Origin of the sequence: Methylobacterium sp. J-001 (genome assembly GCF_022829565.1) — a bacterium.
Lineage (GTDB): Bacteria > Pseudomonadota > Alphaproteobacteria > Rhizobiales > Beijerinckiaceae > Methylobacterium.
Genome location: NZ_JAKSYN010000135.1, coordinates 54,130 through 78,060, shown reverse-complemented (window position 1 = coordinate 78,060; position 23,931 = coordinate 54,130). Strand labels below are relative to the sequence as shown.

Below are 23,931 nucleotides of genomic sequence, written 5' to 3'. Positions count from 1 at the left end.
GCCTCAGTTCAGGACGGCGTCCCGCGCGACCGCGCCGCGCCGCAAGCGGCGGCCGAGCACCACCGGGCTCCGCGGCTTGCGCGGCGCCGCGGTCCCGCCGGGGACGGGCGTGCCGTCCAGGGCCTGGAGCGCTTCCAGGATCGCGTCGAGCGGCACCGGCTCGGCCCGGCAGCCCGGCAGGCAGCGCAAAGTCGGGCAGGACTCCACGGCGCGGGCATCGGAGGCCCAGGAGGCCAGGATCGCCCGCTTCTCGGCCCGCGACAGGCCGGGATAGGACAGGACCTCCCGGGGATGCCGGAACACGTCGCCCGGCGCCACGAAGGCCTCGAACGGGTCGACCGCCGCCGCCCTTAAGGTCGCTGCGGCCATCGGGCCGAGGCGCTCGATAGGGGTGTCGATCGGGGTGGTTTCGATGGGATGCATGCGACCCTCCTGTGCGTCAGCAGAGGCTGGGGCGGCCGGCAGGTCCGCGCTCGGTCGTCCTGCCGGTCCAGGCCGGCCGCCGCCTCAGATGTTCGGGCGAACCCGCCTCAATGCGCCGTCGTCTGGGTGCCGCCGCCGTTGATGGCGATGCGGCGCCCACGGTCCGGCGCCTTGGCCGAGCGCGGCAGCGTCACGGTGAGCACGCCGCTCCGGAACGTGGCCTCGGCCTTGTCCGCCTCGACCGGGACGGGCAGGGCGATGACCCGCTCGAAGCGGCCGTAGCTCCGCTCCGAGTAGCCGCGCGCCCTGTCGGCGGTCTCGGCGCGCTTCTCGCCCCGCAGGGTCAGCACGCCGTCCTCGATCAGGAGCTCGACGTCGGTCTCGTCGAGGCCGGGCAGCTCGGCCGCGAGCCGCAGACCGCCATCCGCCTCGACCAGCTCGACGGTGGGCCAGGTGAGGCCCCGGCCGGCCAGGCTCGGAACCGAGCCGAACCCGGTGAACACGTCGTCGAACAGGCGGTTCACCTCGCGGTGGAGCGTCAGGAAGGGATGGGCCGCCTCGGACGACAGGGCGGTCGGCGCCGGGGTGCCGGCGTTGCGGGGCCACGGAATCAGATCTCGCACGCTCATGGGGATCTCCGTCAGGTTGGCGTCATGGGCATCTCATGCGATCGGCCGTCGGCGGCCCGCGGGTCTGCGGGCCCCCGAGGGATGTCGTTTCGTCCAACGGGGGAGCCCGGGCGGTCCGCGGATCGGGCGGCCCGGGCTCGGACCGGCCGCGATCAGGCGGCCTTGACCTCGGATACCTTGGCTTCGGACACCTTGGCCTCGGAGACCTTGGCGTCCGCGATCTTGGCGTCCGAGATCTTGGCCTGGGCGACCTTGGCCTGGGTGACCTTGGCCTCGGGGATCTGCCCGGGCGCATTGTCCTGCCCGGACGTGGACGTGACGCCGCCGATGGCGATGCGACGAGGCTTCAGGGCCTCCGGCACCTCGCGCTTGAGCGCGACGGTCAGGAGCCCGTTCTCCAGGCTCGCACCCACGACCTTCACATGGTCGGCCAGGTTGAAGGTCTGGCGGAACGTGCGGCCCGCGATGCCGCGGTGCAGGTAGTGCCGCTCGGTCTCGGGCGTCGCCTTCTGGCCCGACACGAGGAGCACCGTGTCCTGCTGGGTCAACACGATCTCGTCGGGGGTGAAGCCCGCCACCGCCATGGTGATGCGGTACTGATCGTCCGCGACCTTCTCGATATTGTAGGGCGGCCAGGCGGCCGTGGTCTCGACGCGTTCGGCCTGGTTCAAGAGCTCGAACAGACGGTCGAACCCGATGGACGACCGGAACAGAGGCGCAACGTCGTAAGTCCTCATAACCACATCCTCCAGTGAGCAACGTGACTACAAGAGTCGCCGGACACCAGGACCAGCGCCCAACTGGCGAGCCTGTTTCCAGGCCTCGCACGCGCGTAACGTTTGCTTTGCGGTGCGGTTCCGCAAGAGGTATGATTTTTGTCGGGGCGCGTTGGACGGTGGCATGCCGGCGGCACGCCATCCCCCCTGCAGGCTGAAGCTGCAGCAGCGGGACGGGGAGGCGGGGGGCTCGTCCCGGCCGCCCATGTCCGGCGAGGACGTTTGTGGGAGCCGTCGCCTGCTCAGGAGCAGGCGCGATGTCCAGCCCGCCCAGGAGCCCCCGGTGGAATCCATCCCGTTCCTGCCGGAGCCCGTGACGATCCGGCCGGCGGGCCTGGACGATGCCCCGGCCCTCGCGGTGCTCCATGTCGCCACGTGGCGGGAAACCTATGCCGGGCTCCTGCCCGATGCGATGATCGCCGCCCACACGGTCGAGACGCGGATGGCGATCTGGACGCGGATCCTCGGGGATCGGGCGTCCGGCACCGGGGTCGCGGTGGCCGCCGGACCGGTGGGGCTTGTGGGGTTCGGATCCTGCGGCGCCCAGCGTTCGGCCGAACTGGCCGCGGACCGGTTCGACGGTGAGGTCAGTGCGATCTACGTCCGGAGAGCCGCCCAGCGGCGCGGGATCGGCACCGCCCTGATGTCCGCGCTGGCGGCCCATTTGCTGGAGAGCGGTCATCGTGCCGCCAGCCTGTGGGTGCTGCGCGACAATGCGATGGCCCGGCGATTCTACGAGCGCCTCGGCGGTGTCGTGGTCGGCGAGCGGGCGGAGCACCGGGAGCAGGGCACGCTCGTAGAGGTCGCCTATGGCTGGCGCGATCTGGCGGTGCTTCGGCGGGGTCCGATGTCCGGCTGACGCGGACCCTCCGTCCGTGCGCGCGCAGCGAAGCAACCTGGGGAAACGCCACCTTCGGGGGTCGCACGCTGCCCTGGGATGCTCCGCGCCCCTCGCAGGGACGGTTGTGGCCCATCAGGCCGAAGCGCTCTCAACCGCAGGCGTGATCAGCCCCAAGTAACGAAAATCAGCGCAGGCCGTTGCGCACCACGCCGGCTTCCACCGCCACCGAGAGGCGGTCCGTGACCGCCCACTCGACCCCGACGCGGGCGTTCGGCAGGATCGCGATGTCCGCCCGGGTCAGGGGCGGGCTGAACGGGGTCGGGCCGACCCGCAGGGTGTCGTGGACCGCGCCGGCCCCGGCCTTGGCGTAGAGCAGCACATCCGGCGCCAGCAGGGTCCCGACCTTCACCTCCAGCGCGCCGGCGAAGTCGCGGCTGTAGGCGAGGCGTCCGAAGCCCGGGGTGAGGGCGCCGTCGAGGCCGGCGAGGTAATCCAGGCCGCCGCTGATCCCGTAGAGGATCGGCCCCTCCTGCCACATCCGGCCGCCCTCGAACCCGATCGTCGGGCCGGAAAAGCTGCCTAGATGCCGGGAGGAGCTGACCGCGTAGCCGGTGGACAGGCTCGCGTAGGAGCCGGTCCACCGGCCCGCATCCGCGACCGGCTCCCAGGCGAAGGTCGGCAGCGGCGCGAAGCCCGTGACCGGCAGGAGCGCCTGCGCGGCGGCGGGGCCGGCCGGGAGCAGGGCGGCGCCGAGAACGAGGCCGGCAGCGAATCGGCGGGGGCGAGAACCGGCGGATCGGATCATGCCGGCAGGATAGCGAAATGCGCCGGCGCGAAACAGGTCAGGCCGCCAGGGACCGGTCTTCGACCGGTTGCCCGAAGGGCTGCACCAGAACGCGCCGACCGCTCAGGTCGTGGACGCTCACCCGCCATTCGGACCAATCGGTCCGGTCGGACAGGGTCTGCATCACGTCGGCGGCGACCCGGCGCGCCCGTACGCTCAGGCGCCCGGCCGCGCGGATGTCGGCGCCACGGGCGTCGAAGACGCATTCCAGGCCGTTGGTGCAGTGGAACCGGTAGCGGGCCATCGGAACTCCCGTCGCGTCCTGCATGAAACCTTAATGTTCCATATATGTTCCTTAACCAAGGGGCCATCCTGCGGATACGATCGGCCGCAGCTGCGCCGCGGGTGATCCACAGGATGTCGGTTCGCGCCGTTCCGCCGCCCGTCTCGCACGGTCGCCGCATGCGCGGCCCGGGGCAGGGCGGGATGCGCCGGGACCGGAGGCCCGATCCTCAGGCCCGATCCCGGTGCGGTTTGCCGAGCCGCTGATTCCGCGGGACCGTGGATGCGGGGCGGTCCGTCCGCGAGGTCCTGGGCTTCTCAGGCGGCCGCGGATCCGCTCCCGGTATCCCGAACGGGTACGCGCCAGGCCTGGCCCGGGCATCCCGTCAGCCTCAGGCGATCACTCGTTTCCCGTCGGCGAGCCCGGGAGCGCGGCCCGAAGACCCGGCTCCCGGCCCCCTCCGTCGGGCGGGGCGCTCAGTCGCGCACCACCACCTTGGTGCCGACCCGGACCCGGTCGTAGAGATCGACCACGTCCTTGTTGGTCATGCGGATGCAGCCCGAGGACACCGCGGCGCCCATCGTCTCGGGCTCGTTGGAGCCGTGGATCCGGTAGAGCGACGAGCCGAGATAGAGGGCGCGGGCGCCGAGCGGGTTGTCCTGGCCGCCGGCCATGAAGCGCGGCAGGTCCGGACGGCGGGCCAGCATCTGCTGCGGCGGGCGCCAGGCCGGCCATTCCTTCTTCATCGTCACCGTCTTGGTGCCGGACCAGGAGAAGCCCTGCCGTCCGACGCCGACGCCGTAGCGGATCGCCTCGCTGTTCCCGAGGATGTAGTAGAGCCGGCGCTGGCGGGTGGAGATCACGATGGTGCCGGGCTTCTCGGTGCTGTTCCAGCCGATCGTCTCGCGCGGGATTGCCTGGCTGCGGAAGACGTTCAGGAAATCCGCGAGCGGCCCGCTATCGATCGGGCCGGCGGAGGCGGGGGCGCTCCCCAGCAGGGCGGCTGCGAGCCCCAGCATCGCGATCCGTCTCGCCATGGTCTTGTATCCTCTCACGTGCCAGTCCTTGCCGACGGCGTCGGTCGTCGCGGGTGGACCGCGATCCTCGGGGGAGCCGGCCCTGACTTCGCGGCAAGGTTGAGGCCGGCCGAGGGGAGAGGGCGAATCCAGGCCTGCCTGTGTGCTCCGGGCAACACTGAAAAAACCCGCGACGCCGTGGGTGATTGCGCCGGGGGACGGCCGTGCTTATCTCGGGATCGTGATCCGATCCGCCGCCTTTCTGGCCCGCCGCCTCGCGGGCTCGCCGGACCGCCTCGTCCGGAGCCTCGCCATGCTGGCGGTGCTCGTGGTCGCGGCGGCTGCACTGATGGCTGCGCCCCGGCCGGCCCGGGCCGCCCCGGTGGCGGGTCCGGCCTGCTGGGTGGTGAGCCAGACCGTCGCCGTTCTGTCGGACGCGCGCAGGGTGGAGACCCGCAAGACCGCCCCAGAGGCCCGTCGGGCATTGTTCGACGGCACCGACCTGTGCCCGGCCGATCTCGAGATCGTCAGCGAGCTCGGGCTTCCGCGCCGTCCGGTGGAAGCGGTGCAGCCGCGTCACGCCTCCGCCGCATCCTATGGTTATGCCCGGGCCGTCGTGCCGGCTTCCGGACCGGACGAGTCCCTGCACCGGCCGCCCCGGGCGGCCTGATCCGCGCCGCCGGTTCCGCCGGCCGGGCGCTCCGATCTCCGCCGTATCGGCGCAGGGCCATCGTGCCGGATTCCGGATCCGGCACGGCGGTCCAAAGTCCTGATCGTGCAGCATCGGCCTTCCGAGAGCCGGAAAATCCCCTCGGGAGGATGCGCGATCCGCCTCGACGACGCGCGGCCCTTGCTCCGCGCCGGCCCCAGTTGACGCATGTTTTTCCAGGAGCGTCGGAACCCGTGACCCGCACTTCGACCGCCATCACCCCGTCCCCCGTCCGCCGCCGCGCGCGCCTCCTGGGGTCGGCTGCCCTGCTGGCCCTGGCGCTGGGGGCCTGCAACCCGAAGCAGGTGGCCGCGCCGACGCCGCCGGTGCCGGAGGTGGGCTTCGTCACGGTAACGCCACAGGCGATTCCCTATCTGCGCGACCTGCCCGGCCGGGTGGCGCCGATGCGCATCGCCGAGGTCCGCTCGCGGGTCTCGGGCCTCGTGGTCAAGCGCCTGTTCGAGCAGGGCAGCCAGGTCAAGGAAGGCGACATCCTCTACAAGATCGACCCGGCCCCCTACCAGGTTGAGCTGGCGAGCGCCGAGGCCGCGCTCGCCCGCCAGGAGGCCGCCCTGGTGCTGGCCCGTCAGCAGGCCGACCGGCTCGAGCAGCTGCTGACTCGGGCCACCGCCAGCCAGGCCCAGTACGACGCCGCCTTCGCGGGCAAGAAGCAGGCGGAGGCCGAGGTCGCCGGCGCCAAGGCGGCCCGGGACCGGGCGCAGCTCAACCTCGGCTGGACCGACGTGCGCGCGCCGATCACCGGCCGGATCGGCCGGGCGCTGCTCACCGAGGGAACCCTGATCGAGCCGGGCTCCACGGGCGCGCTGGCCACGATCCAGCAGCTCGACCCGATCTATGTCGACATCACCCAGTCGGTGGGCGAGCTGAACCGCCTGCGCCGGGATCTGGCCAGCGGCGAGCTCGCCCGGCTGGAGGACAACACCGCCAACGTCCACCTGATCATGGACGACAATTCCCTCTACCCGCTGGCCGGCCGCCTGCTGTTCTCGGACGTCACCGCCGATCCGAGCACCGGCCAAGTGACCCTGCGGGTGCAGTTCCCCAATCCGCATGACGAGCTGTTCCCGGGCATGTATGTCCGCGCCCGGATCAAGCAGGGCATCGATTCCGACGCCATCGCGGTGCCGCAGCAGGCGATCCAGCGCACCGAGGACGGCCGCGCCGAGGTCTGGCTGGTCCGGGCCGACGACACGGTGATGCGCCAGCCCGTCGAGGTCGGGCCGGTGGTCGGGCAGAACTGGCTGATCCGCGACGGGCTCAAGGCCGGCGAGCGGGTCATCGTCGACGGCGTCCAGAAGATCACCGCGGGCGTGAAGGTGAAGCCCGTGGACCAGACCCCGCTCCACGGCGAGGAAAGCCCGAAGCACGACGCGGATGAGGCCCCCGACTCTCCGGGTGGACAGACGCCCTGCGCCCCGAACCCCGGCGACAAGGCGCAGGCCGCGCCGCGCGCCGCCGCGATCAACCGCCACTGAGCCCCGGGGACCACGCGCATGGCACGCTTCTTCATCGACCGCCCGGTCTTCGCCTGGGTGGTGGCTTTGTTCATCTGCCTGGGCGGCGCCCTGGCGATCCCGAACCTGCCGATCGCGCAGTATCCGGTGATCGCCCCGCCGCAGATCGCCCTGTCCACGGCCTATCCCGGCGCCTCGGTGGACAGCCTCTATGTCGGCACCACCCGGCTCATCGAGGATGAGCTGAACGGCGCGGCCGACATCATGAACTTCGAGTCGACCACCGACTCGTTCGGCTCGGTCAACATCACCGCGACCTTCCTGCCCGGCACCGCGCCGGCGCTGGCCTCCGTGGAGGTGCAGAACCGGCTGAAACGCGTGGAGGCCCGCCTGCCCGCGGAGGTGCGCCAGCAGGGCATCCTGGTCGAGGAGGCCTCGGCCGCGACCCTCAACATCATCACCCTGATCTCCAAGGACGGGTCGATGGACGAGGTGGGCCTGGGCGACTTCCTGATCCGCAACGTCATCAACGAGATCCGGCGCATCCCCGGGGTCGGGCGGGCGACGCTCTACTCCACGGAGCGCTCGCTCCGGGTCTGGGTCGATCCCGACAAGCTGCGCGGCCTGTCGCTCAGCGCCGAGGACGTGACCGGGGCGATCCGCAACCAGAACATCCAGGTCGCCTCCGGCTCGGTCGGCGCGCAGCCGAGCCCGACCAAGCAGGCGGTCACGGTGCCGATCATCGTGAAGGGCCAGCTCGGCACCATCGAGGATTTCGGCGCCATCGTGCTGCGGGCCAATCCGGACGGCTCGAACGTGCGCCTGCGGGACGTCGCCCGGATCGAGCTCGGCGGCGACGCCTACCAGTTCTCCACCCGGCTGAACGGCGGCCCGGCCGCCGGCATCTCGGTGACGCTGGCCCCCGACGGCAACGCGCTCGAGACCGCCAAGGCGATCCGCGCCAAGATGGTGGAGCTGTCGCAGTTCTTCCCGCCGGACCTGAAGTGGGACATCCCGTACGACATCACCCCGGCCGTCGAGGCCTCGATCGAGAAGGTGCTGCACACCCTGGTCGAGGCGGTGGTGCTGGTCTTCCTGGTGATGTTCCTGTTCCTGCAGAACATCCGCTACACCCTCATCCCCACCATCGTGGTGCCGATCGCCCTCATGGGCACGGTCACGGTGATGTGGATCTCCGGCTTCTCGGTGAACGTGCTCACCATGTTCGGCATGGTGCTGGCCATCGGCATCCTGGTCGACGACGCCATCGTGGTGGTGGAGAACGTCGAGCGGATCATGAACGAGGAGGGGCTGCCCCCCAAGGAGGCCACCAAGAAGGCCATGGAGCAGATCACCGGGGCGATCATCGGCATCACCCTGGTGCTGATGGCGGTGTTCATCCCGATGGCGTTCTTCCCCGGCTCGGTGGGCATCATCTACCGGCAGTTCTCGATCGCCATGGTGACCTCCATCGCATTCTCGGCGCTGCTCGCCCTGTCGCTGACCCCGGCGCTCTGTGCGACCTTCCTGAAGCCGGTGGCCAAGGGCCACGGCCACGCCAAGGGCGGCGTGTTCGGGATGTTCAACCGCTTCGTCGACCGCGAGACCGCCCGCTACGGCCGCGGCGTCGCGGGGCTCATCCGCAAGTCCGGCCGGGTGATGCTGATCTACCTCGCCCTGGTGGCGGGCACCGCCTACGCCTTCATCAACCTGCCGGAGGGCTTCCTGCCGGTCGAGGACCAGGGCTTCTTCACGGTCGACATCCAGACGCCGCCCGGCGCCTCCTACAACCGCACCCAGGAGGCCAACCGCAAGGTCGAGGAGTACCTGCTGGCGCAGCCGGGCGTCGCCACCGTCACGATGCTCAACGGCTTCTCGTTCTCCGGCCAGGCGCCGAGCACCAGCCAGGCCTTCGTGACCCTCAAGCCCTGGAGCGCGCGCGACGCGAAGAGCTCGGCCGCCGCCCTGGTGGCCGGCACCAACGCGGCGCTCAGCACCTACCGCGACGCCACCGTGGACGCCCAGGAACCGCCGCCGGTGGACAACCTCGGCAACGCCGCCGGCTTCTCGTTCCGCCTCCAGGACCGGGCGAACCGCGGCTACGCGGCCCTGCTCTCGGCCCAGGACCAGCTGCTGAAGCTCGCGCAGGCGAGCCCGATCCTGCAGAAGGTGAAGATCGAGGGCCTGCCGCCGACCCCGCAGGCGGAGCTGGTCGTCGACCGCGAGAAGGCGGCGGCGCTCGGCGTCAAGTTCGAGGACATCAACGCCACGATCCAGCTCAACCTCGGCTCGGTCTACACCAACGACTTCCCCAACCGGGGCAAGATGCAGCGCGTCTACGTCCAGGCCGAGCAGCTCCAGCGCATGAACGCGTCGGACATCCTCAACTACGCGGTGAAGAACGCCGGCGGCACCATGGTGCCGATGTCCTCCTTCGCCGAGCTGAAATGGGGCATGGGGCCGAGCCAGATCGTCGGCTTCAACGGCTACCAGTCGGTGCGCATCACGGGTGAGCCCAATCCCGGCTACACCTCGGGCGACGCCATCGCCGAGATGGAGCGGCTGATGCTGCAACTGCCCAAGGGCTTCGGCTATGCCTGGACCGGGCAGTCGTTCCAGGAGAAGCAGGCCGGCAGCCAGGCGAGCCTGCTGCTGGCGCTCTCGGTGCTGATCGTGTTCCTGTGCCTGGCCGCGCTCTACGAGAGCTGGGCGATCCCTGTCTCGGTGCTGCTGGTGATCCCGCTGGGCGTCATCGGCGCGGTGGCGGCCGTCTATCTGCGCGGCATGCCCAACGACGTGTACTTCAAGATCGGCCTGATCACGATCATCGGCCTGTCGGCCAAGAACGCGATCCTGATCGTGGAGTTCGCCAAGGACCTCTGGAAGCCCGGGACCTCGGTGGTGCGGGCCGCGATCGAAGCCTCGACGCTCCGGTTCCGGCCGATCGTGATGACCTCGCTCGCCTTCATCTTCGGCGTGGTGCCGCTGGCCATCGCCACCGGCGCCGCCTCGAAGAGCCAGCAGGCGATCGGCACCGGCGTGATGGGCGGCATGATCACCGCGACCGTGCTGGCGGTGTTCTTCGTACCGGTCTTCTTCGTGGTGGTGATGCGCCTGTTCCGGCGCAAGGCCGTGGCGGACGGAGAGCGCGGGGAGGGCGCGGACGAGGCCGTGCCGCATCTACCGCACCACGCGGCGGCCGAGTAGGACGAGTAGGATCGGAAGCACGCCTGAACCGCGACGCGTTTTCCCTCCCCCCTCTGCGGGGGAGGGTGGCCCCCGAAGGGAGTCGCGAGAGGGGAGCGACGGTGCAGAACAGGGCTTCGCCCGTCATGCCGGTCGCGCCCTTTGCCGAACCCGGGTTCCCCTCTTGCGGGACTTCGTCCCGGCCCGACCCGGCCTGACGGCCGGCCCACTCTCCCCCGCAGCGGGGGGAGGGAGGCGCGCTTGGTGGTAGCCTTGCCCCTCATCCGGCAGAGATGTGTGGACATCATAGCGCAGAGGGAGGCGGGCGGGCGCGCGCCATCTGACCGCGATCCAGAAACACCGCAGCCCGCCAGCCCCGCATTTTGCATACAGATGGTCCGAACCTTGCTGTGGGTGTGTGGCCGGCGCGGTTTGCCCGCGCGCTTCACTCGGCCTAGGCTCAACCCCTGCGCTGGTGGTGGCGGCCTGCCATCAACTTCCACGGTTCCGGAGATCCGCTTGTCCCGTTCGACCCTGAAGATCCTCGCCCGCGGCGTGGCCGCAGGCGCGGTCGCGGCCTTCGCGCTGTCGGCTTTGCCCGCGCAGGCCGCCAACGTGTTCCGCTTCGCGTTCCAGGGCGATCTGAAGTCGCTGGATCCCTACTCCCTCAAGGAGAGCTTCACCGAAGGCATGCAGCAGGCGGCCTACGAGGCGCTCGTCACCCTCGACAAGAACCTGAAATTCGCCCCCGGACTCGCCGAGTCCTGGGAGACGCCGGAGCCGACCCGCTGGCGCTTCCACCTGCGCAAGAACGTGAAGTTCCACGACGGATCGCCCTTCACCGCCGACGACGTGCTCTTCTCCGCCCAGCGCGTTCGGGCCTCGGGCTCGAACTTCACCACCAACGTCCCGGCGGACGCCGAATTCGTGAAGGTCGACGACTACACCGTCGACATGGTGCTGAAGAAGCCGAACCCCATCGCCATCGCCCAGTTCCCGACCTGGCTGATCATGTCGAAGAGCTGGTCGGAGAAGAACGGCGCCGCCCAGCCGACTCCGGCCAACGCCACCAGCCCGAGCTACGCCACCCTGCACGAGAACGGCACCGGCCCGTTCGTGATCGCCGAGCATCAACCCGGCGTGAAGACCGTGTTCAAGAAGTTCGACGGCTACTGGGGCAAGGCCGAATCGAACCTCGACGAGGCGGTGCTGACCACGATCGCCAACCCGGCGACCCGCGTCGCCGCGCTCCTGTCCGGCGAGGTCGATTGGATCGATCCCGTGCCGCTGCAGGACCAGCAGCGGGTCAATGCCAGCGGCACCGCCATCGTGATGGCCGGCCCGGAGCTGCGCACGGTCTTCCTCGGCATGGATCAGGACCGGGACGAGCTGAAGGATTCGAGCGTCAAGGGCAAGAACCCGTTCAAGGACATCAAGGTGCGCGAGGCGTTCTACCTCGCCATCGACGAGGAGACGATCGCCAAGCGCGTGATGCGCGGCCAGGCGGTGCCCTCCGCCCTGATGCTCGCCCCGAGCCTGTACGACCGCGGGGGCGAGTTTAAGCGCCCGGCCACCGACCTCAAGAAGGCCAAGGAGCTGATGGCCCAGGCCGGCTACCCGGACGGGTTCTCGCTGACCATGGACTGCCCCAACGACCGCTACGTCAACGACGAGGCGATCTGCCAGGCCGTGGTCTCGATGCTCGCCCGCATCAATGTCAAGGTGAACCTCAACGCCCAGCCCAAGGCCAAGTACTTCGCCAAGGTGCTGGCGCCGAATTACGACACCTCGTTCTACCTGCTCGGCTGGACGCCGTCGTCGCTCGACAGCCACAACATCCTCTACGAGATCGTCGGCTGCCGGAAGCCCGGCGACAAGTCCGGTCGGGGCAGCTGGAACCTGGCGGGCTACTGCGACCCGAAGATCGATGAGATCGCCGACAAGGTCGAGGGCGAGACCGACAAGACCAAGCGCGACGCCTTGATCAAGGAGGGCTTCGACACCCTGAACGGCGACTGGGGCTACATCCCGCTGCACCAGCAGGCCCTGGCCTGGGGTGTCTCCAAGAAGGTCCACCTGACCCAGCGCGCCGACAATCTGCTCCTGCTCTACTGGGTCTCGAAAGACCCGCAGTAGGCGCCGGGCGTGCTCGCCTTCCTGCTGCGCCGGGTGATGCAGGCGGCCGCGGTGCTCGCGGTCGTCGGTCTCATCGCGTTCTCGATGTTCCGGTTCGCGGGCGACCCCGTGAACCAGATCGTCGGGCCCGATACCCCCGCCTCCGAGCGGGCCGAGATCCGCAAGAGCCTCGGCCTCGACGATCCGGTGCTGGTCCAGTTCGCCCGCTATGCCGGCGACGTGGTGCGGGGCCGGCTCGGGATCTCGTACCAGTTCCGCCAGCCGGTCTCGCAGCTGCTGGCCGAGCGCATGCCGGCGACCCTGGAGCTCGCCTTCTGCGCCACGGTCTTCGCCCTGGTGGTCGGCGTCCTGATGGGGGTCTATTGCGCGCTGCGCCGGGATTCCTGGCTGGCCGGCCTGTTCCAGGCGGTCTCGCTGATCGGCATCAGCCTGCCGACCTTCCTGATCGGCATCCTGCTGATCTACCTGTTCTCGGTGACGCTGGGCTGGCTGCCCTCCTACGGGCGCGGCGACACGGTGCGGCTCGGCTGGTGGACCACCGGCTTCCTGACCTGGTCCGGCCTGAAGGCGCTGATCCTGCCCTCGGTGACCCTCGGCCTGTTCCAGATGACGCTGATCATGCGGCTGGTGCGCGCCGAGATGCTGGAGGTGCTGCGCACCGACTACATCCGCTTCGCCCGCGCCCGGGGCCTCTCCACCCGGGCCGTCCACCTGCGCCACGCCCTCAAGAACACCCTCGTGCCGGTGATCACCATCGCCGGGCTGCAGCTCGGCTCGGTCATCGCCTTCTCGATCATCACCGAGACGGTGTTCCAGTGGCCCGGCATGGGCCTGCTGTTCGTCCAGGCCGTGCAGAACGTCGATATCCCGATCATGTCCGCCTACCTGCTGCTCGTCGCGCTGATCTTCGTGACCATCAATCTCGTGGTCGACATCCTCTACACCGTGGTCGATCCGCGCCTGCGGCTGTCCTCGGCGACGGCATGAGGGCCGGTTGATGAGCGGACGCGATATCGACGCCGGCGATGCCCCGCCGGTCCCACTGCAGGCGGCGACGCCGGGCCGGCTCGCGCGCTGGCGCGATTCCGACCTCGTCGCCAGCTTCCTGCGCTCCAAGACGGCCATGGTGGCGCTAGTCGCCACGGTCCTGATGGTCGGGCTCGCGGTGGCGGCCCCCCTGATCTCGCCTCAGAATCCCTACGACCCGGCCCAGCTCGACCTGATCAACTCCAACCTGCCGCCGATCTGGCAGGCGGACGGGCAGGCGCCGTTCTACCTCGGCACCGACGACCAGGGCCGGGACGTGCTCTCGGCGGTGCTCTACGGCCTGCGCCTGTCGCTGATCGTCGGGGTGCTGGGGGTGATCACCTCGGGGGTGCTCGGTATCGCCCTGGGATTGATTGCCGGCTACGCGGGCGGCGCGCTCGACACGCTGATCATGCGGATCGCCGATGTGCAGCTCACCTTCCCGGCAATCCTGATCGCCCTGGTGGTGGACGGGGTCGCCCGCGCCAGCTTCGGCGGCGCGCTGGATGTCGGGCCGCTGATCGGGCTGATCGTGATCTCGATCGGCCTGTCGTTCTGGGTGCAGTACGCCCGCACCGTGCGCTCCTCGGTGATGGTCGAGAAGGGCAAGGACTACGTCCAGGCCGCCCGGCTGATCGGCCTCACGCCCCCGGTGATCCTGGTGCGTCACGTGCTGCCCAACGTCACCGGCCCGGTCTTCGTCATCGCCACGATCAACCTGGCGCTGGCGATCATCACCGAGGCGACCCTGTCGTTCCTCGGCACCGGCCTGCCCGAGACCATGCCGTCGCTCGGCACCCTGATCCGCACCGGCAACCGGTTCCTGTTCTCCGGCGAGTGGTGGATCGTCGCCTTCCCGGGCCTGGCGCTGGCCGGCCTCGTCATCGCCATCAACCTCCTGGGGGATTGGCTGCGCGACGCCCTCAATCCGAAGCTGCAATGACCGAAACCATCCTCTCCGTGCGCGACCTCACGGTCACGTTCGACACCCGCCGCGGGCCGCTCACCGCCATCGACCGGGTCTCGTTCGACATCGGCCGGGGCGAGATCCTGGGCGTCGTCGGCGAATCCGGGGCCGGCAAGTCGGTCACCGGCTCGGCGGTGATCGGGCTGATCGACCGCCCCGGCCGGATCAGCGGCGGCGCGATCCACCTGCGCGGCCAGCGGATCGACACCCTGTCCCCCGAGGCGATGCGGCGGGTGCGGGGCAGGCGGATCGGCATGATCTTCCAGGACCCGCTGACCTCCCTGGACCCGCTGTTCCGGGTCGGCGACCAGATCGTCGAGACCCTGCGGGCCCATACCGACCTGTCGGTGAAGGCGGCCCGCACCCGGGCGATCGACCTGCTCGCCGAGGTCGGCATCCCGGCCCCCGAGCGGCGGATCGACGGCTATCCGCACGAATTCTCGGGCGGCATGCGCCAGCGGGTGGTGATCGCCCTGGCGCTCGCCGCCGAGCCGGAGCTGATCATCGCCGACGAGCCGACCACGGCGCTGGACGTCTCGGTCCAGGCGCAGATCATCACCCTGCTCAAGCGCCTGTGCCGGGAGCACGGCACCGCGGTGATGCTGGTCACCCACGACATGGGGGTGATCGCCGAGGCTGCCGACCGGGTCGCCGTGATGTATGCCGGGCGGGTGGCCGAGATCGGCCCGGTGGCCGCCGTGGTGCGCGAACCCCATCACCCCTACGCGGTCGGCCTGATGGGTGCGATCCCGACCCTGTCGCAGGAGGCCGACCGGCTCAGCCAGATCCCCGGCTCGATGCCCCGGCTCACCGCCATCCCGAGGGGCTGCGCCTTCAACCCGCGCTGCCCGAAGGTTTTTTCGCGATGCCGCGTCGAGCGGCCCGAGCCGATCCTGGTGGGCGCGAGCCGCGTCGCCTGCCACCTGTACGACGTCACGGAGAAGGCGGCGTGAGCGCCTATGTCGAGGTCACCGACCTACGCCGCCTGTTCGATGTCTCAAAACCCTGGCTCAACCGGGTGATCGAGCGCGAGCCGCGCCGCTTCCTCACCGCGGTGGACCGGGTCGGCTTCACCATCGCCAAGGGCGAGACCTTCGCGATCGTCGGCGAATCCGGCTCGGGCAAATCGACGGTGGCCCGGATGGTGGTCGGCCTGCTGCCGCCCTCGGCCGGCGAGGTCCGCATCACCGGCATCTCGATGACCGATCCCCGGGAGGCGGCCGCAAGGCGGCGCCTGCGCTCGCGGATCCAGATGATCTTCCAGGATCCCTACGCGTCGATGAACCCGCGCTGGCGGGTGGGCAAGATCATCGCGGAGCCGATCCGAGCGTTCAACCTGATCCAGGGGGAGGGGGCGATCCGCGCCCGGGTCGGCGAGCTGCTCGGCCTCGTCGGCCTCCACCCGGACGATTCCAGAAAGTATCCGCACGAATTCTCCGGCGGCCAGCGGCAGCGGGTCGCCATCGCCCGGGCGCTCGCCAGCCAGGCGGAGTTCCTGGTGGGCGACGAGCCGACCTCGGCGCTCGACGTCTCGGTGCAGGCGCAGATCCTGAACCTGATGCGCGACCTGCAGGACCGGCTCGGGCTGACCTACCTGTTCATCTCCCACAACCTCGCCGTGGTCCGCCACATGGCGACCCGGGTGGGGGTGATGTATCTCGGCCGCCTGGTCGAGGTCGCGGCCGCAAAGGATCTGTTCGCCCGCCCGCGCCACCCCTACACGCGGATGCTGCTCGACGCGGTGCCCGACCTCGCCCATGTCGGCCGCGCCCGGGTGCCGGTCTCCGGCGAGATCCCGAACCCGATCGACCCGCCCCCCGGCTGCACCTTCAACCCGCGCTGCCCGCTGACCAACGACCGCTGCCGCACCGAGGTGCCGGCTCTGCTCGACGGCGTCGCCTGCCACGCGGTGCAGGAGGGACGGGCCTGAGCGGTCCGGATCGGAGGCGCGCGCCGCGCCTCACCGCCGACCAGCGGCGATCAAGCTGGCGCGGTCGACGATCTCGACCGCGCCGCGCCGGAGTTCGATCAGGCCGGCTTCGGCCCATTGCGCCAGGATGCGGCTCACCACCTCGCGCACGCTGCCGATGTCGTCGGCGAGCGTCTGATGGGTCACGGCAACGACACCCCGCGGATCGGCTTCGGCCAGGAGCCGCTGGGCGAGGCGCTGCTTCAGCGGGGCGAACGCGACCGCGTCGATGAGCGTGAACAGGCCGGACATCAGCCGCGTGTAGTCGTCCATGACGAAGCTGCGAAACGCGGCGCTGTCGCCCATCAGGTGTTGGAACGTGCCCACCGGCAGGGCCGCGAGCTCGGTCCGCTCCTCGGCGATGCTCTGGGCCGGGAAGGTGCCGCCGGACAGGAGGCATTGCGTGGTGAGGGCACAGGTGCCGCCCGGGCCGACCTTGTAGATCAGCACCTCGCGGCCGTTCTCCGACATGCGGAAAATGCGCGTGCGCCCCTCCAGGCACATCAAGTAGTTCGCGCATTCGCCATCCAGCTCATAAGCAACGGCGCCGGCCTCCAGCACCGGGAATTGCACGGTTCCCCGAGCGAGCTGCAGATGCGCCGGGCTGAGGGCCTGGATGAGCGGAAATCGGTCGATCCAGCGCTCGACCTTCTGCGCGTCCGTCATGTCTGGCGTCGCCCTCCGGCCGTGACGACGGGCTGATCGTCCGGCTCGCGTTGCGTTTTTCTCCCGCCGCGCCGGACTTGTGTGACCTGGGTCACCGACCGGGTGCAGCGACTCGGCATAGCATCGTGACACAACGAACACGATACGGGCGCCGGCCCTGCACGGCACCCGATGGGAGTGAACCGATGCGCCGCCTCGCCCTGAGCTTCATGCTGGCCGCCCTGGCCGCCGGCCCCGCCGCTGCCGAGCAGGATCTGCTGCTTGGCGCTGACATGGCCTCGCCGGCGATGACCAAAGCCGAGATGAGCCGCGCCGACGTCGAGGCGCTGATCAAGACCGCCGACGGCAAGCCGATCGACCTGCACGACAAGGCGCTGTCCGGCCTCGACCTGTCGGGGTTGAACCTCCGCGGTGCCAATCTGCGGACGGCGCGGCTGAACAAGACCAACCTGCGCGGTGCCGATCTCAGCGGGGCGAATCTCGAACAGGCTTGGTTCCTGAAGGCCGACCTGTCCGGCGCCAAGCTCGCGGACACGAAGATGTTCGGGATCACCGCCCGCGACGCCAACCTCACCGGCGCCGATCTCAGCCGCTCCATGCCGATCGGCGATTTCAAGGGCGCCAATATGAGCGGGGCGACACTGGTCGATCTGAACGGCGGCGCCGATATCAAGAACCAATCCATGGGCCTGATGCGGGCGGTGTTCACCTCGGTGAACCTTGCGGGCGCGAACCTGAAGGGGGCCAACCTCGGCCGGTCGCGGCTTGAATACGCCGACCTCAAGGATGCCGACCTGACCAACGTGGTGCTGATGGGCTCGGACCTGTCCGGGGCGAACCTCACCGGCGCCACGGTCGCGGGCGCGGACTTCAAGAACGTCGATGTCAGCGGCGCCCGGCTGATCGATCTCAAGGGGCAGGACAGCGCCAAGGACTGGTCGGGCCGTGTCAACGTCGACCGCGCCATCACCCAGGCGTCCAACTGACCATCACGCACGCACACGGAGAGATGCGCCCATGACCGCCCGCCACATCCTGTTCGCCGCCTTCGCCTCCGCCCCCCTGCTGTTCGGCACCGGCGCGATCGCCGCCGAGATGACCTACACGCCCGCCGCCTTCGAGGCGGCCCAGAAGGCCGGCAAGCCAATCCTCGTCCACATCACCGCCCCCTGGTGCACGACCTGTGCCGCGCAGAAGCCCATCCTGGCGAAGCTGGAGGCCGAGCCCAGGTTCAAGGACCTCCAGGTGTTCGACGTCGATTTCGACAGCCGCAAGGACGTGGTGAAGCAGTTCGGCGCCACGATGCAGAGCACGCTCATCACCTACAGGGGCACCCAGGAGACCGGACGCTCGGCCGGCGAGACCAAGCCCGAGGCGATCGCGTCGCTGCTCGACAAGGCGATCTGAGGCTCCGCCATGGTCACGAGCTTCGGCCTCGCGTTCCTGGCCGGCATCCTTTCGGTGCTGTCCCCCTGCGTGCTGCCGCTGCTGCCGCTGGTGCTGGGCGCGGCAGCCTCGGAACACAGGCTCGGCCCGGCGGCGCTCGCCGCCGGCCTCGCCCTGTCCTTCGTGGTCATCGGCTTGTTCGTGGCCACCGTGGGGTTCGCCATGGGTCTCGACGCCGGCGTGTTCCGGATCGGCGCGGCTGTCATGCTGATCCTGATCGGTCTGGTCCTGATCGTCCCGGCAGCCCAGACGCGGCTGGCCGTGGCGGCAGGGCCGGTGAGCAACTGGACCGAGAGTCGGTTCGGCGGGTTCTCGACCGCCGGGTTGCTGGGGCAATTCGGCGTCGGTGTGCTGCTCGGGGCGGTGTGGAGCCCGTGCGTCGGCCCGACCCTCGGCGCAGCCTCGCTGCTCGCCTCTCAGGGACGCGACCTCGGGACTGTCGCGTTGACCATGCTGCTGTTCGGCCTCGGCGCGGCCCTGCCGCTCCTCCTGCTCGGCACGCTGTCGCGCGAGGTGCTCATGCGCTGGCGCGACCGGATGATGGGCCTGGGCAAGGGGCTGAAGGCGGCCCTCGGCCTGATCCTCGTGGCCACGGGGCTGATGATCGCGACGGGCTACGACAAGGTCGCGGAGACCGCCCTGGTCAACGCCTCGCCGGATTGGCTGACCGCTCTGACCACGCGCCTCTGAAGCCGATCGTTGGCCCCGACCCGACGCACATCCGAACGCCCGGTTTCGGGCCAAAGGCGAACCGGCTGAAAGCCGCCGATTCCGGCGTGCCGCCCTGTTTCTTCGGTCGCCTGGAAGCGGCCCTTCCGCCCTTCGGCTCGGACGGCAAGCGGACGTCAGTGCGCGTCGCAGATCATCACGCGCGCGCCCGGGAGCGGACGCATCTTGCCCCTCACGCGTCGCGCCACGCGGAAAATGTCGCCGCCTGGCCCACACTCACGCCGTCGCGGTCGAGCTGCCAGACCACCGCCTGCTCGATCCAGAAGCGCCGGCCGCCCTTGGCGATCCGCAGGCCCCGGTAGCCGCGGGTGAAGCCGTCGCGGACCACGGCGTCGAGGAGCCGCTGCCGCTCGGCGCGCTCGGGCGCCTCGGCGGAGAGCCGGGACGGCAGGCCGACCAGCTCGTCCCGCCCGTAGCCGAAGCAGGCCTGCGCGGCCCGGTTGGCGTAGACGAAGCGCGGGTCCGCGCCGCCATCATGGGCCAGGACCACGAAGGGCGCCTGTTCGTAGAGCCAAACCGCGTCCGCCCCTTCAGGCACCAGCGCCGCGCCGAGGCGGCGCCGGTGGCTGCCGGTGAGGACGGCGAAGAAGTCGGGATCGCGCGAGAGGTCCATCGCGGCCGTCCGGAATGCGCTGCTCCGCAAGCATCAGCCCGAACGGGGGTTTCCGGCGTTCGGACAGCGATGATGCGAAACCGAGGATCCAGCGCATACCCGGTCCTGCACCGATCGGCGCGTGCCGAACTTCACCCTACAGCACCGGATCCGCGTCGATGCGCATGCGCAGGATCGCGTAGGGCCTCTCCTGCAGGTCCTGGCCGCGGTTGAATTCCGGCCGGCGGTTGACCTGGGCGCTCGAGATGTAGAGCCAGCGGTCCGGGGTGATCCAGAACGTGTCGGCCCAGATCAGGCGGTCATCCGCGGCCAGCACCTCGACGGTGCCGTCCGGTCGGCGCCGGCCGACGGCGTTGTGCTCCTGCAGGCTGAGATAGATCCGGTCCTGCGAATCCGTGGTCAGGCCGCCGGTCATGCCCTTCTCGCCGAGGTCCTGGACCTTGGCGGCGAGATCCGCATCCGACACCTTCGGATCGAGGAGCGCGGCGGTCTCCACCGCGTAGAGGCGCCGGCTCATCAGTGGTGCGTAGTACAGGCGGCTTCCGTCCGGGCTGATCGCGATGCCGTTGGCGCCGCCCTTGGGGCTCTTGGCCGGGGTCTCGCCCTTCTGCTCCATCACCGGCCGCAGCTCCACGAACTTGACCAGGCCCTCCTGCGTGGCCGTGCTTGGATGGTCGGCGAGCCGCCGTGTCACCCGCCCGCTGGCGAGGTCGACCGCCAGGATCGCCCCCTGGCCGCCCTGGCCCTGGTCGGTGATGTAGGCCAGCGCCCGGCCGTCGCGGATGTCGACCCGCAGGTCGTTCAGGGAGGAATCCGCGACCATGCCGGCATCGAGCGGGATCACCCGGCGGATCCTGTCCTGGGTGATGTCGATCTCTACGAGCTTGGCGGCCCCCGGCACCGGCTTGCCCTTGCCCTCGGGCAGGCCGGAATCGAGGATCCAGAACGCGTCGTTGCGGTCGAACACGCCGTTGGGCACGTGGAACAGGGTCGCCTGCGGGTCCTTCGGATCGGACATGTTGGTCCGGGCGTCCGGGTAGGGCTTCACCGAGCCGTCGGGGAGCACCTCGCCGAGCGTCACCGGCTCCGATCCGGTGAAGCGCGGCATCATCACGAACATCCGGCCGCCCCGGGCGATCGCCAGGCCGGTGGGCGTCGACGGGGCGTCCGCAGCCATCGCCAGCTCCAGAGCCCCGGCGGGGCGGCTGGTCGGGGGCGCGCGGCGCGACGACCGCGCGGGGGCGGGTGATGGTTCCGCCTGGGCCGATCCGGCCGCGAGGGCGACGAGGCCCGATCCGATCAGGCGGCGGCGGTCGAGGGACATGCGGATCCTGGGGCGGAGATGGGCGGTCGGCGGCCCGCCTCCGCCGCTTCCGGCGGATCGAGGGGCCGTCCGAGCCGCAGGGTCGGGAATACCGGCCCAACGCGCGGCGGGGGCGGGTGATCCCGCGTCCGGCCGGCCACGATACGATCCTGCCTCCGGCGCATGCGTGGGGTCGCGGATCCCGGGGAGTCCGGATCTGCCGACCGATGTCCAGACCGGTGACGTCTGCAGCATTGTTTGTATTCGCATGCGCGACGTCATTGTCGCAAGTGATTGTCCGATTCGGATATGGCAGTTCTCATTTGAATATGAAACTTTATGTATTGATGGGATCGATGACTTTCTTGTTAGGCGCGCGTTAAGGTCGAAAAAGTATCAATCGCGGCATCGTTCGGCTTCAGGGGCCACAAACATACGATCTGCATGACACCATTCGTTCAGGGTTGTCCTGGGGGTTGGTGGCGGCCCGTAAGATCTGATCGTGTGGTTCGGATGCTCAGGACGGTTTCTGACTAAGGCGCGCGTCGGCCTCCGGTGTTCATGATGTCATCGTCATGATAGCTGGGCTACGGTCGCCACGGCGGAGACCGCGCGCGGGCGATTCACCGGGACGGGCCCGCGGGACAGGGCCTCACGCGCAACACGGGAACGGACGGCCGTCTTTCGGCACTGCGGCGATCGCGGGGACCGGGCCCGAGATCGACAGGTAGGAGAGGCATGGATCCCCAAGGATCCGGACACGAGCCGGAGGCCGCGCCGCGCGGGAACGTCAAACCGCCGCGGATCCTCGCGGTGGCGGTGCAGAAGGGCGGCACCGGCAAGACCACGCTGGCCGCCTCCCTCGCCGTCGCGGCGGCGGAGGCCGGGGAGCGCGTGACCGCCCTCGATCTCGACCCGCAGGCCTCGCTGGCCGGCTGGGGCGCCCTGCGCCGGAGCGACGCCGTCGCGGTGGACCGGATCCAGCCCTGGGAGATCGCCCAGCTGCCGGAGATCCTCGACATCCTCGCCCAGCAGGGCACGACCCTGGTCGTCCTCGACACCGCCGGCAGCGCGGCCGGGCTGGCGCCGGCGCTCAAGGATGCGGATTTCGTGCTGATGCCGGTCCGGCCCTCGCGCCTCGACATCGTGGCGGCGCGTCCGACCCTCCAGGCCCTGGTCGGCCTCGGCCTGCGCGACCGGCTCGCCCTGGTGCTGAACCAGTGCCCGCCGCCGCCCTCGCCGCGGACCAGCGCCTACGCCGCGCAGCTGCGGGCGCTGGGCGTGCTGGCCGAGCCCGGCATCATCCACCGGGTCGACCATCAGGACGCCCTGGCGACCGGGCTCGGCGTCACGGAATACGCGCCCGCGAGCCCGGCCGCGGAGGAGATCCGGGCCCTGTGGGCCTGGATCGACGCGAAGATGCAGATCGCCCGCCCGGTCTGGTCCGACGCTCAGCCCTGACCGAGCGCCGCAAGGATCCGCGCCCAGGAGCGCGTGCCCTTGTGGAAGCTCGTCAGGTCGTACTTCTCGTTGGGCGAGTGGATGCGGTCGTCGTCCAGGCCGAAGCCGATCAGCAGCGTGTCGCGGTTCAGGAGCCGCTTGAAGTCGCCGACGATCGGGATCGAGCCGCCGGCGCCCACGGTCACGGCCGGCACGCCCCATTCCTCGGCGAGCGCCGCCTTGGCGGCCCCGAGCTGCGGCATGTCGAAGGGGAGGCTGATCGCCCGCGAGCCCTTGTAGGTGATGACATCGACCGTGCAGTCGGACGGGATGCGCGCGCGCACGAAGGCCTCGAACCGTTCGGCCAGAACCTTCGGGTCCTGGTCGTCCACGAGGCGGAACGAGATCTTGGCCGAGGCGGTCGACGCGATCACCGTCTTGGTGCCCTCGCCGGTATAGCCGCCGATGATGCCGTTGGCGTCGCAGGACGGGCGCGACTGCACCAGCTCGATCGGCATCCGCCCGCGCTCGCCCGCGGGCTCCTTCAGGCCGATCGGCCCGAGCAGGGTCTCGGGCGTCAGGCCCAGGCCGCGCCACTGCTCCAGCACCTCGGGCGGGCGCTCGTGCACGCCGTCGTAGAAGCCCGGGATCGTCACCCGGCCGTCGTCATCGTGCAGGTCGGCGATGATCTTCGACAGCACGTGGATCGGGTTGCGGGCGGCGCCGCCGAAGAAGCCCGAATGCAGATCACGGTCGGCGCAGGTGACCTTCACCTCGAAATACGCGAGCCCGCGCAACGACGACGTGATGGCCGGCGTGCGCCGGTCCCACATGCCGGTGTCGCACACCAGCACCACGTCGCAACCGAGCTTGTCGCGATTGGCCGCGACCCATTCGGGGAGGCCCTGCGATCCGCTTTCTTCCGCGCCCTCGATCAGGATGGTGACGCCGCAGGGCAATTCACCATTCATCGCGATATGCGCCCGGCACGCCTCCACGAAGGTCATGACCTGACCCTTGTCGTCGGAAGACCCGCGCCCGACGATGGTCTTGCGGCCGTCTGCGTCGGAGGCGATGCGCGGCTCGAAGGGCGGCGTCGTCCAGAGGTCGAGCGGATCGACCGGCTGCACGTCGTAATGGCCGTAGAACAGGACGTGCGGGGCGCCGGGCTTCGGTTTGGTCGCGAGCACCACCGGGTGCAGCGACGTGTCCTCCACGGAGGTCTCGAAGCCGAGCGCCGTCAGGTCCTGGGCGAGCCACGTGGCGGCGGCCCGGCAATCGCCGGCATGGGCCGGCTCGGTCGAGATCGACGGGATGCGCAGGAAGGCGAACAGCCGCTCCAGGGCGTTCTCCAGGTCCGTGTCGATGTCATTCAGAATCGCGTCGAGCGCGGCCATCGGGGGCTCCGGGGTGCGGCGTGGCTTTGGGTGAATCCAGCGTTACCCGAGGCGGTGCGGGTGCGGCAACGCCCGCATCGGCCGCCCCTGAGACCGATCGTCCTCGGAACAGGCGCA

22 protein-coding genes and 1 pseudogene are annotated in these 23,931 nt (G+C 70.1%); 13 read left to right on the top strand and 10 right to left on the bottom strand.

Annotated features, from left to right (window positions below; genetic code table 11):
- Nucleotides 1-3: 3 nt before the first annotated feature.
- The 3 genes and pseudogenes from MKK65_RS16610 to MKK65_RS16600 all read right to left on the bottom strand — a co-directional run.
- On the bottom strand, nucleotides 4-423 hold the full coding sequence (locus tag MKK65_RS16610) for a hypothetical protein (protein WP_243959049.1): 420 nt from the start codon (nucleotides 421-423) through the stop codon (nucleotides 4-6).
- 107 nt (nucleotides 424-530) lie between these two features.
- Nucleotides 531-1,052 carry an Hsp20/alpha crystallin family protein gene (locus MKK65_RS16605; protein WP_243959047.1) on the bottom strand — a complete coding sequence of 174 codons (522 nt, stop codon included), beginning with the start codon at nucleotides 1,050-1,052 and terminating at the stop codon, nucleotides 531-533.
- A 260-nt stretch (nucleotides 1,053-1,312) separates the two neighbouring features.
- Nucleotides 1,313-1,789 (bottom strand): annotated as a pseudogene (locus MKK65_RS16600) (Hsp20 family protein); the annotation flags it as partial.
- Between the two features lie 322 nt (nucleotides 1,790-2,111).
- Between MKK65_RS16600 and MKK65_RS16595 the strand changes: the two are divergent.
- Nucleotides 2,112-2,687, top strand: a complete 576-nt coding sequence (locus tag MKK65_RS16595) for a GNAT family N-acetyltransferase (RefSeq protein WP_243959045.1) — start codon at nucleotides 2,112-2,114, stop codon at nucleotides 2,685-2,687.
- Nucleotides 2,688-2,853: 166 nt separating this feature from the next.
- On the opposite strand, the gene MKK65_RS16590 is transcribed toward MKK65_RS16595, so the two are convergent.
- The 3 genes from MKK65_RS16590 to MKK65_RS16580 form a co-directional block, all read right to left on the bottom strand.
- Nucleotides 2,854-3,474 (bottom strand): outer membrane protein, encoded by a 621-nt coding sequence (locus tag MKK65_RS16590; protein ID WP_243959043.1) that lies wholly within the window; start codon nucleotides 3,472-3,474, stop codon nucleotides 2,854-2,856.
- 37 nt (nucleotides 3,475-3,511) lie between these two features.
- Nucleotides 3,512-3,757, bottom strand: a complete 246-nt coding sequence (locus MKK65_RS16585; RefSeq protein WP_058193222.1) for a DUF6894 family protein — start codon at nucleotides 3,755-3,757, stop codon at nucleotides 3,512-3,514.
- 455 nt (nucleotides 3,758-4,212) lie between these two features.
- The gene (locus tag MKK65_RS16580; protein WP_058193215.1) at nucleotides 4,213-4,773 is read right to left on the bottom strand and encodes a L,D-transpeptidase; all 561 of its coding nucleotides are present in this window, start codon (nucleotides 4,771-4,773) and stop codon (nucleotides 4,213-4,215) included.
- 181 nt (nucleotides 4,774-4,954) lie between these two features.
- Between MKK65_RS16580 and MKK65_RS16575 the strand changes: the two genes are divergently transcribed.
- From MKK65_RS16575 to MKK65_RS16540, 8 genes are all read left to right on the top strand, one after another.
- Nucleotides 4,955-5,422: a hypothetical protein gene (locus MKK65_RS16575; RefSeq protein WP_243959041.1), complete on the top strand. Its 468-nt coding sequence runs from the start codon at nucleotides 4,955-4,957 to the stop codon at nucleotides 5,420-5,422.
- Between the two features lie 233 nt (nucleotides 5,423-5,655).
- Nucleotides 5,656-6,957: an efflux RND transporter periplasmic adaptor subunit gene (locus tag MKK65_RS16570; protein ID WP_243959039.1), complete on the top strand. Its 1,302-nt coding sequence runs from the start codon at nucleotides 5,656-5,658 to the stop codon at nucleotides 6,955-6,957.
- Between the two features lie 18 nt (nucleotides 6,958-6,975).
- The gene (locus MKK65_RS16565; protein ID WP_243959037.1) at nucleotides 6,976-10,143 is read left to right on the top strand and encodes a multidrug efflux RND transporter permease subunit; all 3,168 of its coding nucleotides are present in this window, start codon (nucleotides 6,976-6,978) and stop codon (nucleotides 10,141-10,143) included.
- Nucleotides 10,144-10,641: 498 nt separating this feature from the next.
- On the top strand, nucleotides 10,642-12,258 hold the full coding sequence (locus tag MKK65_RS16560; RefSeq protein ID WP_243959035.1) for an ABC transporter substrate-binding protein: 1,617 nt from the start codon (nucleotides 10,642-10,644) through the stop codon (nucleotides 12,256-12,258).
- Nucleotides 12,259-12,267: 9 nt separating this feature from the next.
- Complete coding sequence (locus tag MKK65_RS16555) at nucleotides 12,268-13,245, top strand: ABC transporter permease (protein ID WP_243959033.1); 978 nt, start codon at nucleotides 12,268-12,270, stop codon at nucleotides 13,243-13,245.
- Between the two features lie 10 nt (nucleotides 13,246-13,255).
- A complete protein-coding gene (locus MKK65_RS16550) occupies nucleotides 13,256-14,227 on the top strand; it encodes an ABC transporter permease (protein WP_243959031.1) in 972 nt (323 codons plus the stop codon).
- Entirely contained in the window at nucleotides 14,224-15,204 is a 981-nt protein-coding gene (locus MKK65_RS16545; protein ID WP_243959029.1) for an ABC transporter ATP-binding protein, read from the top strand. The genes MKK65_RS16550 and MKK65_RS16545 overlap by 4 nt, the downstream gene beginning before the upstream one ends.
- Nucleotides 15,201-16,181, top strand: a complete 981-nt coding sequence (locus tag MKK65_RS16540; protein ID WP_243959027.1) for an ABC transporter ATP-binding protein — start codon at nucleotides 15,201-15,203, stop codon at nucleotides 16,179-16,181. The genes MKK65_RS16545 and MKK65_RS16540 overlap by 4 nt, the downstream gene beginning before the upstream one ends.
- Nucleotides 16,182-16,211: 30 nt before the next feature.
- Here the strand turns inward: MKK65_RS16540 and MKK65_RS16535 are convergent, their stop codons facing one another.
- Nucleotides 16,212-16,886, bottom strand: a complete 675-nt coding sequence (locus MKK65_RS16535) for a Crp/Fnr family transcriptional regulator (protein WP_243959025.1) — start codon at nucleotides 16,884-16,886, stop codon at nucleotides 16,212-16,214.
- Between the two features lie 185 nt (nucleotides 16,887-17,071).
- On the opposite strand from MKK65_RS16535, the gene MKK65_RS16530 reads away from it, so the two are divergent.
- From MKK65_RS16530 to MKK65_RS16520, 3 genes are read left to right on the top strand one after another with little or no spacing between them, the layout of a single operon-like run.
- Nucleotides 17,072-17,872, top strand: coding sequence for a pentapeptide repeat-containing protein (locus MKK65_RS16530; protein WP_243959023.1), 801 nt, complete (start codon nucleotides 17,072-17,074; stop codon nucleotides 17,870-17,872).
- A gap of 31 nt (nucleotides 17,873-17,903) precedes the next feature.
- A complete protein-coding gene (locus tag MKK65_RS16525; protein WP_243959020.1) occupies nucleotides 17,904-18,293 on the top strand; it encodes a thioredoxin family protein in 390 nt (129 codons plus the stop codon).
- Between the two features lie 9 nt (nucleotides 18,294-18,302).
- On the top strand, nucleotides 18,303-19,022 hold the full coding sequence (locus MKK65_RS16520) for a cytochrome c biogenesis CcdA family protein (protein WP_058195071.1): 720 nt from the start codon (nucleotides 18,303-18,305) through the stop codon (nucleotides 19,020-19,022).
- 211 nt (nucleotides 19,023-19,233) lie between these two features.
- On the opposite strand, the gene MKK65_RS16515 is transcribed toward MKK65_RS16520, so the two are convergent.
- Both MKK65_RS16515 and MKK65_RS16510 read right to left on the bottom strand, forming a co-directional pair.
- Entirely contained in the window at nucleotides 19,234-19,674 is a 441-nt protein-coding gene (locus MKK65_RS16515) for an MEKHLA domain-containing protein (RefSeq protein ID WP_243959018.1), read from the bottom strand.
- Nucleotides 19,675-19,810: 136 nt separating this feature from the next.
- A complete protein-coding gene (locus MKK65_RS16510; RefSeq protein ID WP_243959016.1) occupies nucleotides 19,811-20,998 on the bottom strand; it encodes an SMP-30/gluconolactonase/LRE family protein in 1,188 nt (395 codons plus the stop codon).
- A gap of 717 nt (nucleotides 20,999-21,715) precedes the next feature.
- On the opposite strand from MKK65_RS16510, the gene MKK65_RS16505 reads away from it, so the two are divergent.
- The gene (locus MKK65_RS16505) at nucleotides 21,716-22,438 is read left to right on the top strand and encodes a ParA family protein (RefSeq protein ID WP_243959014.1); all 723 of its coding nucleotides are present in this window, start codon (nucleotides 21,716-21,718) and stop codon (nucleotides 22,436-22,438) included.
- Here MKK65_RS16505 and MKK65_RS16500 read toward each other — a convergent pair.
- A complete protein-coding gene (locus MKK65_RS16500) occupies nucleotides 22,429-23,814 on the bottom strand; it encodes a M20/M25/M40 family metallo-hydrolase (protein ID WP_243959012.1) in 1,386 nt (461 codons plus the stop codon). The two genes, MKK65_RS16505 and MKK65_RS16500, sit on opposite strands and share 10 nt — an antisense overlap.
- Nucleotides 23,815-23,931: the final 117 nt, after the last annotated feature.

Coding starts and splice junctions, on each gene's coding strand:
- MKK65_RS16610 (WP_243959049.1), bottom strand. CDS start 423: ATGCATCCCATCGAAACCACCCCGATCGACACCCCTATCGAGCGCCTC.
- MKK65_RS16510 (WP_243959016.1), bottom strand. CDS start 20,998: ATGTCCCTCGACCGCCGCCGCCTGATCGGATCGGGCCTCGTCGCCCTC.
- MKK65_RS16515 (WP_243959018.1), bottom strand. CDS start 19,674: ATGGACCTCTCGCGCGATCCCGACTTCTTCGCCGTCCTCACCGGCAGC.
- MKK65_RS16500 (WP_243959012.1), bottom strand. CDS start 23,814: ATGGCCGCGCTCGACGCGATTCTGAATGACATCGACACGGACCTGGAG.
- MKK65_RS16585 (WP_058193222.1), bottom strand. CDS start 3,757: ATGGCCCGCTACCGGTTCCACTGCACCAACGGCCTGGAATGCGTCTTC.
- MKK65_RS16530 (WP_243959023.1), top strand. CDS start 17,072: ATGCGCCGCCTCGCCCTGAGCTTCATGCTGGCCGCCCTGGCCGCCGGC.
- MKK65_RS16590 (WP_243959043.1), bottom strand. CDS start 3,474: ATGATCCGATCCGCCGGTTCTCGCCCCCGCCGATTCGCTGCCGGCCTC.
- MKK65_RS16505 (WP_243959014.1), top strand. CDS start 21,716: ATGGATCCCCAAGGATCCGGACACGAGCCGGAGGCCGCGCCGCGCGGG.
- MKK65_RS16605 (WP_243959047.1), bottom strand. CDS start 1,052: ATGAGCGTGCGAGATCTGATTCCGTGGCCCCGCAACGCCGGCACCCCG.
- MKK65_RS16525 (WP_243959020.1), top strand. CDS start 17,904: ATGACCGCCCGCCACATCCTGTTCGCCGCCTTCGCCTCCGCCCCCCTG.
- MKK65_RS16535 (WP_243959025.1), bottom strand. CDS start 16,886: ATGACGGACGCGCAGAAGGTCGAGCGCTGGATCGACCGATTTCCGCTC.
- MKK65_RS16545 (WP_243959029.1), top strand. CDS start 14,224: ATGACCGAAACCATCCTCTCCGTGCGCGACCTCACGGTCACGTTCGAC.
- MKK65_RS16580 (WP_058193215.1), bottom strand. CDS start 4,773: ATGGCGAGACGGATCGCGATGCTGGGGCTCGCAGCCGCCCTGCTGGGG.
- MKK65_RS16550 (WP_243959031.1), top strand. CDS start 13,256: ATGAGCGGACGCGATATCGACGCCGGCGATGCCCCGCCGGTCCCACTG.
- MKK65_RS16565 (WP_243959037.1), top strand. CDS start 6,976: ATGGCACGCTTCTTCATCGACCGCCCGGTCTTCGCCTGGGTGGTGGCT.
- MKK65_RS16520 (WP_058195071.1), top strand. CDS start 18,303: ATGGTCACGAGCTTCGGCCTCGCGTTCCTGGCCGGCATCCTTTCGGTG.